The organism is Achromobacter spanius, from assembly GCF_003994415.1.
Taxonomy (GTDB): domain Bacteria; phylum Pseudomonadota; class Gammaproteobacteria; order Burkholderiales; family Burkholderiaceae_B; genus Achromobacter; species Achromobacter spanius_C.
The window spans coordinates 271,582-288,038 of sequence record NZ_CP034689.1 but is presented as its reverse complement, the minus strand read 5'-3'; the positions used below and the strand labels follow the sequence as shown (position 1 = coordinate 288,038).

The 16,457-nt window shown below is 62.2% G+C and carries 13 protein-coding genes and 1 pseudogene; 5 read left to right on the top strand and 9 right to left on the bottom strand.

What is annotated here, in order from left to right:
- Nucleotides 1-174: 174 nt before the first annotated feature.
- Nucleotides 175-915, bottom strand: coding sequence for an SDR family oxidoreductase (locus tag ELS24_RS01325; protein WP_127183181.1), 741 nt, complete (start codon nucleotides 913-915; stop codon nucleotides 175-177).
- A 284-nt stretch (nucleotides 916-1,199) separates the two neighbouring features.
- Between ELS24_RS01325 and ELS24_RS01320 the strand changes: the two are divergent.
- Nucleotides 1,200-2,086, top strand: a pseudogene (locus ELS24_RS01320) (AraC family transcriptional regulator).
- On the opposite strand, the gene ELS24_RS01315 reads toward ELS24_RS01320, so the two are convergent.
- Genes ELS24_RS01315 through urtA form a run of 7 tightly spaced genes read right to left on the bottom strand, consistent with a single transcriptional unit; the run spans nucleotide 2,076 to nucleotide 8,490 of the window.
- A complete protein-coding gene (locus ELS24_RS01315; protein WP_083447447.1) occupies nucleotides 2,076-2,408 on the bottom strand; it encodes a zinc ribbon domain-containing protein in 333 nt (110 codons plus the stop codon). The pseudogene ELS24_RS01320 and the gene ELS24_RS01315 sit on opposite strands and share 11 nt — an antisense overlap.
- Before the next feature lie 9 nt (nucleotides 2,409-2,417).
- The gene (fmdA, locus tag ELS24_RS01310) at nucleotides 2,418-3,647 is read right to left on the bottom strand and encodes a formamidase (protein WP_127183180.1); all 1,230 of its coding nucleotides are present in this window, start codon (nucleotides 3,645-3,647) and stop codon (nucleotides 2,418-2,420) included.
- Nucleotides 3,648-3,676: 29 nt separating this feature from the next.
- Nucleotides 3,677-4,369: an urea ABC transporter ATP-binding subunit UrtE gene (gene urtE, locus ELS24_RS01305; RefSeq protein WP_050448136.1), complete on the bottom strand. Its 693-nt coding sequence runs from the start codon at nucleotides 4,367-4,369 to the stop codon at nucleotides 3,677-3,679.
- A gap of 14 nt (nucleotides 4,370-4,383) precedes the next feature.
- The gene (gene urtD, locus ELS24_RS01300; RefSeq protein WP_050448137.1) at nucleotides 4,384-5,127 is read right to left on the bottom strand and encodes an urea ABC transporter ATP-binding protein UrtD; all 744 of its coding nucleotides are present in this window, start codon (nucleotides 5,125-5,127) and stop codon (nucleotides 4,384-4,386) included.
- Nucleotides 5,124-6,245, bottom strand: coding sequence for an urea ABC transporter permease subunit UrtC (urtC, locus tag ELS24_RS01295; protein WP_127183179.1), 1,122 nt, complete (start codon nucleotides 6,243-6,245; stop codon nucleotides 5,124-5,126). Before urtC ends, urtD begins: the two co-directional genes overlap by 4 nt.
- Nucleotides 6,246-6,255: 10 nt before the next feature.
- Nucleotides 6,256-7,173 carry an urea ABC transporter permease subunit UrtB gene (gene urtB, locus ELS24_RS01290; RefSeq protein ID WP_050448139.1) on the bottom strand — a complete coding sequence of 306 codons (918 nt, stop codon included), beginning with the start codon at nucleotides 7,171-7,173 and terminating at the stop codon, nucleotides 6,256-6,258.
- Nucleotides 7,174-7,227: 54 nt separating this feature from the next.
- Complete coding sequence (urtA, locus tag ELS24_RS01285; RefSeq protein ID WP_127183178.1) at nucleotides 7,228-8,490, bottom strand: urea ABC transporter substrate-binding protein; 1,263 nt, start codon at nucleotides 8,488-8,490, stop codon at nucleotides 7,228-7,230.
- A 195-nt stretch (nucleotides 8,491-8,685) separates the two neighbouring features.
- On the opposite strand from urtA, the gene ELS24_RS01280 reads away from it, so the two are divergent.
- Complete coding sequence (locus ELS24_RS01280; protein WP_127183177.1) at nucleotides 8,686-12,078, top strand: hybrid sensor histidine kinase/response regulator; 3,393 nt, start codon at nucleotides 8,686-8,688, stop codon at nucleotides 12,076-12,078.
- On the top strand, nucleotides 12,062-12,955 hold the full coding sequence (locus ELS24_RS01275; RefSeq protein ID WP_127183176.1) for a response regulator transcription factor: 894 nt from the start codon (nucleotides 12,062-12,064) through the stop codon (nucleotides 12,953-12,955). Before ELS24_RS01280 ends, ELS24_RS01275 begins: the two co-directional genes overlap by 17 nt.
- A 67-nt stretch (nucleotides 12,956-13,022) precedes the next feature.
- On the opposite strand, the gene ELS24_RS01270 is transcribed toward ELS24_RS01275, so the two are convergent.
- Nucleotides 13,023-14,432, bottom strand: coding sequence for a PLP-dependent aminotransferase family protein (locus ELS24_RS01270; protein WP_164741196.1), 1,410 nt, complete (start codon nucleotides 14,430-14,432; stop codon nucleotides 13,023-13,025).
- A gap of 209 nt (nucleotides 14,433-14,641) precedes the next feature.
- Between ELS24_RS01270 and ELS24_RS30760 the strand changes: the two genes are divergently transcribed.
- Both ELS24_RS30760 and ELS24_RS01265 read left to right on the top strand, forming a co-directional pair.
- A complete protein-coding gene (locus ELS24_RS30760; protein ID WP_164741195.1) occupies nucleotides 14,642-14,812 on the top strand; it encodes a hypothetical protein in 171 nt (56 codons plus the stop codon).
- A gap of 219 nt (nucleotides 14,813-15,031) precedes the next feature.
- On the top strand, nucleotides 15,032-16,354 hold the full coding sequence (locus ELS24_RS01265) for a tetratricopeptide repeat protein (protein WP_127183175.1): 1,323 nt from the start codon (nucleotides 15,032-15,034) through the stop codon (nucleotides 16,352-16,354).
- Nucleotides 16,355-16,457: the final 103 nt, after the last annotated feature.

Below are 16,457 nucleotides of genomic sequence, written 5' to 3'. Positions count from 1 at the left end.
CAAAAAAACAAAAACCATCCAAAACGCTTTTAAATCAATGACTTATGCTTGGCGACGGCCAATGCGTCGCTGCTCAGGAAGTCGGACGCGCCGGCCGGGACACACCACGGTTGCACGGATGCCCAGCTCGGCCACTTCTGCCGTCAGCGCTTCTGTCAGCCCTGCCAGCGGCGTTCAGTAAGGGCTGGCAGTAGGCCGCACCACGATCTCGCTGACGTCGACGTCAGCGGGCTGCTCAACCGCGTAGGCGATGGCGCGGGCGATGGCATCCGGCGTGATGGCGATGCGGCGGAATTCCCGCATGGCCTTGCGCGCGGTGTCGTCGGAGATGGTGTTGGCAAGCTCGGACTCCACGACACCGGGGCAGATCACCGTGACGCGGATCTTGTCCGTTTCCTGGCGCAGCCCGTCGGAGATGGCGCGCACCGCGAACTTGGTCGCGCAGTACACCGCCGCCGTGGGCGACACCGACAGGCCGCCGATCGACGAAATGTTGATGATCTGGCCCTGTTCTTGCGCTTCCATCGTCGGCAGCACGGCGGCGATGCCATGCAGCACGCCACGCACATTCACGTCGATCATGCGGTTCCACTCGTCGACCTTCAGCGCGTTAAGCGGCGAGAGCGGCATCACGCCCGCGTTGTTGACCAGCACATCAATGCGGCCAAACGCTTCAAGGGCGAAGCGTGCAAACGCCGCCGTGTCATCGGCCAAGGTCACGTCAAGTTCGCGATAGCGAACAACGCCGCCGGTCGTTTCAATCGATTGAGCCAGTTCGGCAAGCCTGTCGGTGCGGCGCGCGCCAATGACAAGCCGGTGGCCCTGTGCCGCAAGCAAGCGGGCGGCGCCCTCGCCAATACCGCTGCTGGCGCCCGTGATCAGAATGACTTTGGACTCGTTCGAATTTCGTGCCATATTGCATACTCCTATCGTTGGTTCGACTCTGGCTGACGACGCCCACGCTGATCCCTGATACCGCCGTTGCCGGGTTACGGCCCTGAATGAAGCGACATTTCTTATGTGCCGCTAAATGAATGATAGGGATGGCTAGCTCTCCGGCGAATACACGGAGCAATGCGGTTATTGCCTATTCCTATCGTTCGCGCGGATACCCTGCGCAGCATGCAGTTAGAATTCCGGCTATCGCGAACCACCAGGAGACCGCGGTGTCGACAGCCCGTTCCCCCGCCTCGATCAAGATGGTCAGCCTTATTCAAAAGCTGGCGCCTAACGAGGGCTACACCCAGACCACGCTGGAAAGCGTTCGGCTGATGCGCTCTGATCGCCCGCTAGGTCGTACGCCGGTGCTCTATGAACCAAGCATCGTGATCGTTTGCCAGGGCCGCAAACTGGGCTTTTTGGGCAGCGAGGTCTATATCTACGACGCACAGCACTACCTGGTGCTGTCGGTACCGTTGCCGTTCTCAACGGAAACGCAGGCCTCGCCAGAGGAACCGATGCTTGCGGTATCCATCCGTTTGGATTTGCTGGAGCTCAGCGACCTGATCACACAGATCGGCGCCACGGGCCTGGCCGACGACCCCCCAATGGCATGGTGTCGACCAAGCTTGACGACAACCTGGCCAGCGCGACGGTGCGGCTGCTGGAGGCGCTGACGGTGCCCAGGGACGCCAAGATTCTGGGGCCCAGTCTGGTGCGCGAGATCTGCTATCGCGTATTGACGGGTGGACAGGGCGGCGCGATGCGTGCGGCGCTAGCCCACCACGGCCGATTCGGCCGCGTCGCGAAAGCGCTGAAGCGCATCCACATTGACTATGCCGCGCCGCTGAATGTGACGCACCTTGCTGAAGAAGCCGGCATGAGCGTGCCGGCGTTTCACGCAAACTTCCGCACGGTGACGCAGACGTCGCCCATCCAGTACATCAAGTCCACTCGGCTGCACCAAGCACGCCTGATGATGATCCGCGACGGCCTCACTGCGGCGGCGGCAGCCGGCCGCGTGGGGTATGAAAGCACCTCGCAGTTCAGCCGTGAATTCAAGCGCCTGTTTGGGCGAACTCCGGTTGAAGAGGCGCGCGACATGCGGGAGTCTTTTACGCTGTCGCCGCCCGCTTTCAGTGACTGATCATCCAGGGCCGGGCGCCGGCGAAGGTTTTGCCGCCGTCGGCTGTCTGGCGTGTTCGACCAGTAGCCTTGGCGCCTGAGCAGCAAGCGCAACCCATGCCGTGGCCGCTGCGGGTGCTGCGGGGTTCATGGGCGGCGCGTTCGTTGACGGCGCGGGCGCGGTGCATTGCCGATGACAGCGCCGAGACCGCCGGCGCGCCGCTCACAAAGCGCTCGCAGGCGCCGCCGCAATCGGGGCAAGGCGCGGGGTCACGCCATTGCGACAAGGGCCTTAGCACCGAGAACTCGCCGCAGTCCTGGCAGCGATAGTCATAGAGCGGCATGGCGCCTCCTTAAAGGTCTTTGGCGATAGGCATGTCCATGCCGCGCGTTATCTGCGGCACGTCGCCCAGCGCGTTGGGCTGGATGTCGATGTCGAAGATCTCGGTCGGCAGCCACAAGGTCGCGCAGGCATTGGGGATGTCCACCACGCCGCTGATGTGGCCCTGCACCGGCGCGGTGCCCAATATCGAATACGCCTGCGCGCCCGAATAGCCAAACTTCTTCAGGTATTCAATGGCGTTCAGGCAGGCCTGGCGATAGGCGATGTGTACGTCCAGATAGTGCTGCTTGCCGCCTTCATCGACCGAAATGCCTTCGAAGATCAGATAGTCTTTGTAGTTCGGCGTGATGGGGCTGGGCTTGAAGATGGGATTGCGAATGCCGTACTTGGCCATGCCGCCCTTGATGAGCGACACGCGCATATGCACCCAGCCCGCCATTTCGATGGCGCCGCAAAAGGTGATCTCGCCATCGCCTTGCGAGAAGTGCAGGTCGCCGACAGACAGGCCGCCACCGTTGACGTAGACCGGAAAGAACACCCGGGAACCGCGCGACAGATCCTTGATGTCGCAGTTGCCGCCATGCTCGCGCGGCGGCACGGTACGTGCGCCGGAGGCTGCAGCGCGATCCCGCTCGGCCCCCTTCAGCTTGCCCATATGCGCCGTCTTGGGCGCGGGCGGATTGGCCAGGGGCGGCACGCGTTCGGGGTCGCTGTCGATCAGCTTCTGTTCACGCTCATTCCACGTGTCCAGCAGTGCCTGATCCGGCAGGCAGCCGATCAAGCCCGGGTGAATTAGGCCGGCGAAGCGCACACCGGGGATATGGCGCGAGGTGGTGAACATGCCTTCAAAATCCCAGATCGACTTTTGCGCCGAGGGGAAGTGTTCGGTCAGAAAGCCGCCGCCATTGTTCTTGCTGAAAAAGCCATTGAAGCCCCACAGGCTTTCCTGCTTGGCGCCGATATCCAGCAGGTCCACCACCAGCAAATCACCGGGCTCGGCGCCTTCGACGCCGACCGGGCCGGACAGGAAGTGCACCGTGGACAGATCCACATCGCGCACGTCAGAGGCATCGTCATCGTTCTTGATCGCGCCGCCCGTCCAGTCGTAGGTTTCAAGCACGAAGTCATCGCCCGGCTTGACCCACGTCGCCATGGGAATATCGGGGTGCCAGCGATTGTGCACGCCTTCGTTTTCGTAGGGGGATTGGGCCAGGTCGACCTTGATCAGGGTTTCAGGCATGTCATGCTCCTTTGAGATGGACAACGACTTCAGACAGACAGGTATTTGCTGATCGTCTTCTCGTCCACGCGCTCGCGCGGGTCTTCGTGCACGAAGCGGCCCTTGTCGATCACGATGAGCCGGTCGGCGATCTGCATGGTGAAACTCAAGACTTGTTCGGACACCACAATGGCCAGATTGCGCAGCTTGCGAATCTCCAGCAGGCTGCGGGCGATGTCCTTGATGATGGACGGCTGTATGCCCTCGGTGGGTTCGTCCAGCAGCAGCACGCGCGGGTTGGTGACCAGGGCGCGGGCGATGGCAAGCTGCTGTTGCTGCCCGCCCGACAGATCGCCGCCACGCCGGCCGCGCATGTCGTGCAACACCGGAAACAGGGCGTAGATGTCTTCCGGAATGGTGTCGCGCAGCGCCCGCCCGCGCATGCCGGTACGGATGTTCTCTTCAACGGTCAGCGTCGGAAAGATCATGCGGCCCTGTGGCACGTAAGCCACTCCGCTGCGCACGCGCTGATGGCTCTCCAGGCGTTCGAGCGGCTTGCCGTCCAGCAAGATCGAGCCCTGCATGGTGGGCAGCATGCCCATCATGGTTTTGAACAGCGTGGTCTTGCCCATGCCGTTGCGGCCCATCACGGCGACGATTTCACCGGACGCCACGGCCAGGTCGACACCGTGGATGACTTTGCTTTGCCCATAGCCTGAAACCAGGCCAGCGATATTGAACATATTGCCTCCTGGCCTCAGTGGCCGAGATAGACTTCAACCACGCGCGGATCGGACTGCACCTTGTCCATGCTGCCCTCGGCCAGCACACGGCCCTGGTGCAGCACCGTGACCTTGTGCGCGATGTTCTTCACGAATTCCATGTCATGCTCGATCACGATGAGCGATCGATTGCGGCTGATTCGATTGAGCAATTCGGCCGTGCGCTCACGCTCGGACACGCTCATGCCGGCCACCGGTTCGTCCAGCATCATCAGCTCGGGCTCCTGCATCAGCAGCATGCCGATTTCCAGCCATTGCTTCTGGCCGTGCGAGAGCAGCTCCGCTGATCGGTCCAGATGATCGGCAAGAAAGATCTCTTCGGCCACCTGCTCGACCCGTTCGATCACGGCCGCGCTACGCCGAAAGGTCAGCGCGCCAAACACGCTGCGCCCGGCCGGGAACGACACTTCCAGGTTTTCGCGCACGGACAGGGTTTCGTAGATGGAAGGGGTCTGGAATTTTCGGCCCACACCCGCACGCACGATTTCATACTCGGCTAGGCCGGTGAGTTCCGTGTCCTTGAAGCGGATGGAGCCGGCGGTGGCCTTGGTGCGGCCGCAGATCAGATCCAGCAGCGTGGTCTTGCCGGCGCCATTGGGGCCGATGATCACGCGCAGCTCTCCCTGATCAACATACAGGTTGAGGTCGTTGACGGCGACAAAGCCGTTGAACGAGACGGTCAGGCCTTCGACGTACAAGGCGAACTCGGACGGGTTCATGCGGCCTCCGTGGCGCCATCCGCCTGCCGGCGCGATGCTTTGCGCGTCAGGCGTTTTTGGGCGTATTGCTGATACAGACCAGCCAGCCCGTTGGGAAAGGCCATCACGACGGCGATGAACAGGCCGCCCATCAGGAACAGCCAGAGCTGCGGGAAAGCCTCCGAGAAATAGCTTTTTCCGAAGTTGACCAGCAGCGTGCCGTAGACCGCGCCCAGCAGCGACAGGCGGCCGCCAACCGCGGCGAAGATGACCATTTCAATGGAAGGCACGATACCCACGAAGGACGGCGACATGAAGCCGACCTGCAAGGTGAACATGGCCCCCCCTATGGCCGAGAACACGGCGGCCACGCAGAAGACAAAGACCTTGAAGCTGGCGACGTCATAGCCCGAGAAGCGCACGCGCTCTTCTTTGTCGCGCATGGCCATCAAGAGCTTGCCCAGCTTGGAAGAAAGCAGGTAGCGGCCGAACAGAATGCAGGCAAACAGCAGCGCGCCGTTGATGAAATACAGCACCAGCCGGGCGCTGTCGGTGCGGATATCCCAGCCCAGCAGCGTCTTCAGATCGGTGATGCCATTGACGCCGCCGGTCCAGCCTTGCTGGCCGATGATGAGCACCGACAGAATCAAGGCCACGGCCTGCGTCACGATGGCGAAGTAAGTGTCGCCCACGCGGCGCTTGAACATGGCCGCGCCCAGAATCAAGGCCAGCAGGCAGGGCAGCACCGGTACCGCCATCAAGGTGAACCAGAAGCTTTTGAAGGGCACCCAGAGCCAGGGCAGCGAGGTCAGTTGGTTCCAGTCCATGAAGTCGGGGATGCCGGGCGTGGACTGAATCTTGGTGGCCTCCGGCGTCGAGGCTTCCAGCTTCAGGAACATGGCCATGCAATAACCGCCCAAGCCGAAAAACACCCCCTGGCCCAGGCTCAGAATGCCGCCATAGCCCCAGCACAGCACCAGGCCGAGCGCGACAAAGGCATAGGAAAGGTATTTGCCAATGAGGTTGAGCCGGAAGACGTCCAGGCTTAGCGGAAACACCACAAAGAGCAGCAGCGCCAGTATCACCAGCCCAGCCAGCCCTTCGCGCCCACCCACGACATTGCGAAAGAATTTCTGCATGATCCGCCCCCTACTTGCGTACCTTGATGCTGAACAGGCCTTGCGGGCGCAGCATCAGAATGATCACGATGGCCGACAGCGTCAGCACTTTTGCCATCGAACCCGTCAGGAAGAACTCCGAGATCGATTGCGTCTGCGCGATGACGAAGGCCGATGCGATGGTGCCGAAAAGACTGGCCGCGCCGCCGAACACCACGGTCAGGAAGGTGTCGACGATGTAGAGCGAGCCGCTGGTCGGGCCGGTGGAACCGATGGTTGTGAAGGCCGCGCCGGCAATGCCGGCGATACCGCAACCCAGCGAGAACGTCACGCGGTCCACGCGCTTCGTATCGATGCCGACCGCGCCGCTCATGGCGCGGTTTTGCACCGTGGCGCGCACATGCAGGCCCCAGGTTGAGCGGAACAAGGCCAAAAGCAGCCCGCCGGTCAACAGAATGCTGATGGACATGACGAACAGCCCGTTGATGGGGATGTCCACGCCGTCCAGCGGTTGCCAGGAACCCATCAGCCAGTCGGGCAGCGTGGGGCTGACTTCACGCGGGCCGAACAGCGAGCGCAGCGTCTGCTGCAGCACCAGCGACAGGCCCCAGGTTGCCAGCAGCGTGTCCAGTGGCCGGCGGTAGAGATGACGGATCATCAGCCACTCGACCAGCCAGCCCAGGCCAAAAGTCACGGCAAAGGCCAACAGGATGGCGATGAAGAAGTAGGCCGGCATCAGGCCGGGCGCGTACTGCTGGACCAGTTCGGAACAGAGATAGGTGCAATAGGCGCCCACCGCCAGGAACTCGCCATGGGCCATGTTGATGACGCCCATCTGGCCAAAGATGATCGCCAGGCCCAAGGCCATCAGCAACAGCACGCTGAAGACCGATAGACCGTTGAAGCCCTGCATCAGCAGGATGGCCCCGAGATCGGAGAAGGATTCCATGGATGGCTCCCGGCAGTGGAAAGGGCGCCGCGCGCGGCGCCCGGATCGAGGTGATTACTGATAGCCCTTGGGGAAGGGATCAGGCTTGATCAGCTCCGGGGTTTCGAAGATCACGTCAAACTGGCCGTCCTTGCGAATCTGGCCGATGCGGGTCTTGCTCCACAGGTGGTGGTTGGGGTCGATCTTGACGTAGCCTTCGGGCGCTTCCTTGAATTCCAGCCCGGCCGAGGCGGCGACCACTTTGTCGACATCAAAGCTGCCAGCCTTTTCCACCGCCATCTTCCACAGCCAGGGGCCCAGATAGGCCGCCTGGGTCACGTCTCCGATCACGGCAGTGGCGCCGTACCTGGCCTTGAAGGCTTCAACGAATTTCTTGTTGTTGGCGTTGTCCAGACTCTGGAAATACTTCATGCACGACCAGAAGCCCTCGGCGTTTTCGCCGCCGATGCCCAGCAATTCATCTTCGGTCACCGAGATGGTCAACAGCTTTTGTTTGCCGCTGGTGACGCCAGCCGCCTTGAGCTGTTTGTAGAACGACACGTTGCTGCCGCCCACCACCACGGCGAAGACCACATCGGGCTTTTTCAGCTTGATCTTGTTGATCAGCGAGCCGAATTGCGTGTGGCCCAACGGGTAGTATTCCTCGCCGACCACCTCGCCCTTGAGCACGTTCTCGATATGCTTGCGGGCAATCTTGTTCGAGGTGCGCGGCCAGATGTAGTCAGAGCCGATCAGGTAGAACGAGCGCGCTTTCTTCTCGCGCGACAGCCAGTCCAGGCTGGACAGAATCTGCTGCGTCGCTTCCTGGCCGGTATAGAAAACGTTCTTGGATTGCTCCAGGCCTTCATAAAAGGTCGGGTAGTACAGCAGACCGTTTTCCTTTTCGAACACCGGCAAGACCGCCTTGCGCGAGGCCGAGGTCCAGCAGCCGAACACGGTGGCGACCTTGTCGCTGACCAAAAGCTTGCGGGCCTTTTCGGCAAACGTCGGCCAGTCGGACGCGCCGTCTTCCTGGATGATCTTGATCTTGCGGCCCAGAATGCCGCCCATGGCATTGATCTGCTCGATGGCCAGGCGCTCGGATTGAATCGACCCCGTTTCGCTGATGGCCATGGTGCCGGTCGCCGAGTGCAACTGGCCTACGGTGACTTCGGTGTCGGTAATGGCCAGGCCGGTGGTGTTGATGGCGGAGGTGGCCGGGGCGGCCGCGCGAGACAGAGCCGGTATGGCCAACAGCGGCAGGGAGGCAAAGGCCAGGGCCAGGCGCCGGCGCGAGGGCAGTTCCGGGGCAGTATCAAAAGGGGTTTTGCCAGACATCGATGACTCCTCAATGGATCACGACCAGGGAAACCGAGCATGCGCGGCACATGCCACGGCCCGGGGGGTGAGGGCATACTAGGAGCCTATGACGCAGTGCAACATACGTTGATTGACGTACAGGCAGGCCCGCCCCGGGGCGTTACAACGGCAACTACGTTCAATGACGTATCCCCTACTCCCTCGGAGCTCGATTTGTCTGCCAGCGCGCCTCAACGCATCGTCAAGATCCGTCGCGACTACAACACCTGGGTCGCCAATGAGACGCTAGAAGACTATGCGCTGCGTTTCACGCCCGTGTCGTTTCGCAAATGGTCGGAGTTCCGCGTCGCCAATACCGCCCTGGGCGCCGTGTCTTTCCTGGCGCTGGAAGCCATCGGCGGTGCGCTGGCGCTGAACTACGGCTTCATCAATGCCTTCTGGGCCATCATCGCCGTGGCCCTGGTCACCTTTCTGACCGGCTTGCCGATTGCCTATTACGCGGCGCGCCATGGCCTGGACATGGACCTGCTGACGCGAGGGGCCGGCTTTGGCTATATCGGCTCGACCATTACTTCGCTGATCTACGCCTCGTTCACCTTCATCTTTTTTGCGCTTGAAGCGGCCATCATGGCGCTGGCCATCGAGCTGGCCACCGGCTTGCCGCTGTCTATCGGCTATCTCTTGTGCGCCGTGGTCATCCTGCCCATGGTGGCTTATGGCATTACCTTCATCAGCCGGCTGCAATCATGGACGCAGCCGATATGGCTGGTGCTGCTGCTCTTGCCCTATGCCTTCATCGCCTTCCGGGACCCCGGGACCTTGCAGGAGTTTCTGCGGTTTCCGGGCCATGACGGCCGGGGCGGCAACTTCAATCTGCTGATGTTTGGCTCGGCGGTGGCGGTGGCCGCCTCGCTGGTGACGCAGATCGGCGAACAGGTCGACTTCCTGCGCTTTCTGCCCGAACGCACCGCGGCCAACCGCAGACGCTGGTGGCTTGCCCTGATCTGCGCGGGTCCGGGCTGGATCTTGCCGGGCGCGGCCAAGATTCTGGGCGGCGCCTTTCTGGCGTGGCTGGCCCTGTCCCTGGGCGCGCCTGCCGATAAAGCAGGCGACCCCACCCATATGTATCTGGCGGCCTATACCTATGTGGTCAGCGATCCCGGCCTGGCGCTGGCGCTGGTCACGGCCTTCGTGGTGGTCTCGCAGGTCAAGATCAATGTGACCAATGCGTATGCCGGCTCGCTGGCCTGGTCCAACTTCTTTGCCCGCATCACGCACAGTCACCCGGGCCGGGTGGTGTGGCTGGTGTTCAACGTGCTGATCGCCGTGGTGCTGATGGAGATGGGCGTGTTTGGCGCGTTGGAGCATGTGCTGGCGGTGTTCTCGCACGTTGCGCTGGCCTGGATCGGGGCGCTGGTGGCGGACCTGGTGATCAACAAGCCGCTGGGTCTGTCGCCGAAACGGATCGAGTTTCGCCGCGCCTATCTGTATGACATCAACCCGGTCGGTGTGGGCAGCATGCTGGTCGCCATGACGCTGGGCCTGCTGGCCTTTGCCGGCGTGTTTCCGGGCACGGCGGGCGCGCTGGCGCAGGCGTTATCGCCCTTTGTGGCCTTGCTGGCGGCTTTTATCTGCGCGCCTGTCATCGCCTGGCGCACGCGTGGCCGCTACAACCTGGCGCGCACGCCGGTCGATGTTGCGGGTTCGGACCATGTCTGTGTGATCTGCGCCAACCGTTTCGAACAGCCGGACATGGCGCATTGCCCGGCCTATAACGGCGCCATCTGTTCCTTGTGCTGCACGCTGGATGCGCGCTGCCAAGATCGCTGCAAACAGCAGGGACGCTTGAAGGATCAGGTGCAGGCAGTCCTGGGCTGGCTGTTGCCGGCGCGGGTCACCCCGCTGCTGCATAGCCGCCTGGGCCACTACCTCTTGATCGTGGCGGGAATGGGGTCGCTGCTGGGCGGCATCCTGGGCTTGATCTACTACCAGGAGTACGCCAGTCACATGCGGGCCGGCCTGGACCCTTCCGGTTTACGGCCCACCTTCCTGAAGCTGTATGCCGCCCTGTTGCTGATTGGCGGCGTGCTGGCCTGGTGGCTGGTGCTGGCCCATGAAAGCCGGCGCGTGGCGCAAGAGGAATCGGATCGTCAGACCCATTTGCTGCTGCGCGAAATCGAGGCGCACAAACAGACCGACGCACAGTTGCAACAGGCCAAGGAAGCGGCCGAAAGCGCCAATCTGGCCAAGAGCCGCTTCATGGGCGGCATGAGCCATGAGTTGCGCGCCCCTTTGAACAGCATTCTGGGTTACGCGCAGATTCTGCAGCGCGACCCGAGCCTGCCACCGGCGCGGCGCGAGGCGATTGATGTGATTCATCGCAGCGGCAAGCACTTGATAGGCCTGATCGACGGCCTGCTGGACATCGCGCGCATCGAGGCGGGCAGGCTCAGGTTGGAGAACAGCGAACTGCGCTTGCCGGAGTTTCTGGAGCAGATCGTGCAGATGTTCCGGCCGCAGAGCACGCTGAAAGGGCTGCGCTTTTGCTATGAAGCGGCGGAACTGCCGTCCATCGTGCATATCGACGAAAAGCGGCTGCGGCAGATCCTGATCAACCTGTTGAGCAATGCGCTGAAGTTCACTTCGGAAGGGCAGGTGTCGATGCGCGTGAAGTCGGCGGCGGACATGGTGTTGTTCGAAGTGGAGGATAGCGGCCGAGGCATACCGGCCGAAGATCTGGAACGCATCTTTCTGCCCTTTGAACGCAGTTGGGCGGCGCTCGAGCAGGCCGATTCCGGCACGGGCCTGGGCCTGACCATCTGCCAGATGCTGACCGGCATCATGGGCGGCGAATTAACGGTGCGCAGCGCCGTCGGCCGTGGCAGCGTATTCACGCTGAAGCTGTTCTTGCCCGAGGTGCGCTCGCCGCGCAGCGATGCCCGACCGTCGGGGCTGGTGGTGGGCTATCGCGGCGAGCGGCTGCGGATCCTGACGGTGGATGACCAGCCTTCGCAACGCCGCCTGGTTCGCGACCTGCTGGAGCCGCTGGGCTTCGAAGTACACGAAGCGCCGCATGGCGCCGCTTGCCTGGCCTGCGTGCATACGCTGCGGCCGGCCCTGATATTGATGGACGTCTCGATGCCCGACATGACGGGATGGGAAGTCTTGCGGCGCTTGCGTGATGACGGCGTGGCCGTGCCCATCGTGATGCTGTCGGCCAATATCCTGGGCCTGGATCCGAAAGACCCGGCGCAGAGCGGGCATGACGCGTTCATTGCCAAGCCCGTGATGGTTGAAGATTTGCTGAGTCAACTTGGCCGTCTGCTCAAGCTGGACTGGCAGGTGGCGCAGGTGGAAGCGGCGCTGCCGGCGGGGGATCTGCATCAGGTGGCGCTGGAGCGCGAGGATGCCGAGGCGCTGCTGGAACTGGGGGCCATGGGCTATATCAAGGGCATACAGGCCAAGCTGGAAGAAATACAGGGCAGCCGGGCCGAAGCGCGCGAATTGACGACGCATCTGCGGGCGCTGGCGGGCGAATTTCAACTGCATGAATTCAACCAAGTGCTTAAACACCATGTACAGCGTCACCATGCCCACGCCCGATAAAAACCTCGTCATGCTGGTCGATGACGCGCCAGACAACTTGAAAATGCTCTCCACCGCATTGGACGCAGCGGGCTATCAGGTGCTGGTGGCAATTGATGGCCAATCGGCGATAGAGCGGGTGGATTTCGTGGTGCCGGATATCGTGCTGCTCGATGCGGTGATGCCGGGAATGGATGGCTTCGAAACCTGCGCGCGCCTGAAAGCGCATCCGGCGGCGGGAAATGTGCCGGTGGTGTTCATGACGGGCCTGACCGAGCCCGAGCACGTGTTGAAGGGGTTTCGGGTGGGCGGCGTGGATTATGTGACCAAGCCGCTGGACCCGGATGTGGTGGTGGCCCGGCTGCGTACGCATTTGCGCAATGCGCGCAGCCTGTCAGCGGCTTTTGATGCGATCGATGCGGCCGCGCGAGCCGTGGTGGCGCTGGATGCGCGCGGGCAGCCGATCTGGAAGACGGGCAAGGCGCGGATCTGGTTGGCGGCGTATTTTGGTTGCGGGGAAGATGCGGCGGAACTGCCGGCGCCCTTGGCGGATTGGGTGGCGGGCAATCTGGCGGCGGGACCTACGGCGGAACCCTTGGTGATCGTCGGTGCGCGAGGGCGTTTGACCTTGAGTCTGTCGGCATCACGGCGTAGCGGCGAGACCTTGCTGCTGTTGCAAGAGGCGGCGACGTTGGCGCCGGTCTACGGTCTGACTCCACGTGAGGCCGATGTGCTGCGCTGGCTGGCCAAGGGAAAAACCAATCGGGATATCGCCGAGATCCTGGGCATGGCGCCGCGCACGGTGAACAAGCACCTGGAACACATCTACATCAAACTGGGCGTGGAAACACGCGCGGCGGCGGCGGCGCTGGCGGTGCGGCAGGGGGAATCCTTTTAAAGCGCTTCGCGCCACTGCATCGCTTGGCGACTCGAAGCCAAGCGGTAAGACCGTACGCCTGGGCAAATCAGACCACGCTTGAAACCCGTTGGGCCAGATCGCCCTGAAGCAACTCCGCCAACCGGGTCAGACCGTGCGCCAGGCGATGTCGATCGATCGCGCCGCCCAATGAGACACGAAGCGCTGCGGGGCTGAAGGCCCCCGTGGAAAACGAGCCCGAGTCAGTGACGCTCACGCCTTGTTGTAGCGCCGTTTGTGTAAGGCGGTAGAAGTCGATATGACGCGGCAACTGTAGCCAGAGGTGCAGCCCATTCGGGTCGGCCTGAATATTTCCCGGAAGAATCGATGCCGCGATGGCTTGTCGATGCCGCAGCTCGCTCTTGACCTGTGCCAGCCATTGAACGGCAGCGCCCGATTCTATCCAGGCCGACGCCATTTCCGTCATCCAGGGAATGGGCATCAGCGCCAGCGAACGCAGGGCATCAAGAATCGGGCTTAACGGCTCACCCGAAGGCACGACCAAATAGGCGGTTCGCAGGCCTGGCGCCAGGCATTTGGAGAGCGTCGAGACGTAGTAAACCGGCGTCGAAGACGTGTTGGCGGCCATTGAAAACATTGTGCTTGGCGGACGCTCGGCCAACAGCCAGTAGGGGTCATCTTCAATCACCGGCAGCGCGTATTTCTCTGCGACACGCAGCAGCTCCATTCGTCGCTCGGCGGATAGCGTCAGCGCCGTTGGGTTCTGAATCGTCGGATTCAAGTACAGCAGGGCGGGACGATGTTGTTCGCACACGCGCTCGAGGTCCGCGGGATCCATGCCGAACTCATCTGACTTCACCCCTACGGCCAAGCGCTGAAGCAAGCGGGCCGCGGCCAAGAAGCCTGGGTACGTCAACGCATCGCAAGCTATGACATCTCCGGACTGGCTCCTGGCCAGAAGCAATGCCGCGATAGCGGTTTGAGCGCCAGGGCAAATCACGATGCGCTCCATGTCCGGGTTGCCAATCATCGGCTGCAGCCATTTCGCCGCTGCGGCACGATGCCGATTGGCCCCTGCACCCACGTGATAGCTCATCAGATCCATCGAGCTTGCCGTCACCTGCGTGGTGCCACTGGCCTGCGTAAGCATGTGCGAAAACTCGGCGCTGCTGAGCAAAGGCGGGATATTCATCCCCAGATCGATCGTCCCTCCGGCGTCCAACCCGGAATAGGCCACATAGGTCCCACCCGCTCCCTGAGCTTCCAAAATCCCTTTGTTTCGAACTTCCGTGTACGCACGCGTGACGGTCGTGAGATCAACGCCTAATGTCTGGGCGAGTTCGCGCTGCGGAGGCAGGCGGTCGCCCGGGCGAAGCACACCGTCTTCCACCGCGGTCAGGATTTGCGTGGCGATCTGCTGGTACCGAGAGCCGGACCCTGCGGTGAGGGGACGCACCCAAGACATGTTTGCTTTTTTAAGGCGACGTGAAAGAGCCATGTCTTATCTTTATGTATGGATTTTTGCCACTTCCGCAGAGATAAAAAACATACAAGCTGAGGAATTCAACAGTTTGTATGGATTTTAGCGGTAGAATTTTGAGGTTTGTACGGAGTATAGCGCTGGCCGCACGGAGTTTGTCCGGATGCGGGGAGTCCATGCTCTTCCAGCCAGAACGCAAGTTGGAATCGAGCAGCGTGATCTAGTAAATGAAGCTGCTGAAGCAGCGTCCAGAGGAAATGATGAATTTTTGGGTCCCTGTAGTCTTCGGTACGTTCAAGCTTCTCGTGTTGGGCACGGGCATGTTTCTCGCCATCAAGTCTCATTACGACGGAGAAAAAAAGGACAAGGAGAAAAAGAAGGAGATGGAACGCCCCTAGTGGCTGGGCAAGGCATGCCCGCGGTGATGCTCGGAAGCGCGTTGTCATCTTGCCGAGGCTGACGCGCCGCGCTGGCGCGGATGGTTTTCGCGGCGTCGATACCGGTCAACCGGACGGCAAGCGGTACAGGTGCACTAAAGCAGTTGCGCTTTGCCGTCGCGCGGCATCCGTGCTTACATCGTCGGAACCCGTCGCGGGGCGGTATCCGAGGAGACCACCATGGCGCAGACCGATGAGCGGGGCAATCCCGTTTCCACGGATGATCAAACATCCCTGGCCACCTACGAACAGGCGCAATCCCTGTTTCTTGGCTATTACGGCGATCCGGTAGGGATTATTGACCGGGCATTGGCCGACAACCCCGTGTTCGTCATGGGTCATTTGCTGCGCGCCGGGACGATGATCACGGCCAGCGACCAGTGCGTGGAGCCGCTGTTGCGCGAAAGCGTGGAGGCCGCCGAGGGCCTGCACGACATCGCCAACACGCGCGAACGGCGCCACACCGCCGCCGCGCGCGCTTGGCTGAATGGCGAATTCTCCAATGCCTTGCGGCGCTACGCCGACATTCTCATCGACTACCCACACGACACGCTGGCCCTTCAGGTGGGCCATATCGGCGACTTCCTGCTTGGCCGTTCGGCCATGCTGCGCGACCGCGTGGCCGGCATTCTTCCGGACTGGAACAGCCAGATGCCGCACTATGGCTACGTGCTGGGCATGCATGCCTTCGGCCTGGAAGAAACCAACTTGTACACCCAGGCCGAGGCCCAGGGCCGGCGAGCGCTGGAGTTGAATCCCCGCGATCCCTGGGCCGTGCACGCGGTGGCCCATGTGCTGGAGATGCAGGGGCGGGTGGAAGAAGGCATCGCATGGTTGGACGGACGCCGCGAAGACTGGTCCACCGACAACATGCTGTCCATCCACAACTGGTGGCATCTGGCGCTGTTTCATCTGGACCGCGACGAGATCGACGAGGTGCTGGCCCTGTACGACAAGCGGCTGCGCGAATCGTCCACCGGGCAGGTCCTGGATCTGATCGATGCGTCCGCCATGCTGTGGCGCCTGCTGCTGCGCAACGTGGACGTAGGACCGCGCTGGCGACAGTTGGCCGACGTATGGCAGGAGCGCGGGGGCACGGGCTATTACGCGTTCAATGACGTGCATGCCTTGATGGCCTACCTGGGCGCGGGCGATGGTGCGGCCGCGCAGCAATTGATCGCGGCCATGGAGGCCGCGGCGCAAGGCAGCGGCACCAATGCCATGATGACCCGTGACGTCGGCCTGCCCGTGGCGCATGCGCTGGTGGCCTTCGCCCGCCAGGACTATGCGCTAAGCGCCGACCTGCTGCGGGACGTGCGCCTGATCGCGCACCGCTTTGGCGGCAGCCACGCCCAGCGTGATGTGCTGGCGCTGACCCTGGTGGAGGCCGCCTTGCGCGATGGCGCTCGCACCCTGGCCAAGGTGCTGACAGCAGAACGCATGGCCTTGAAACCCGCCAGCGAAGGCAACCGCAAGCTGGCCTCGCGAGCGGCGGCGCTGTAGCGGGAGGGCAAACCTCGCGACGGCGCCATACTCACTTTTGAGTATGGCTGGCAACGGAGATGAAGACCACGCTCGCACTTGATCGGCACGGCGAAACAACAAC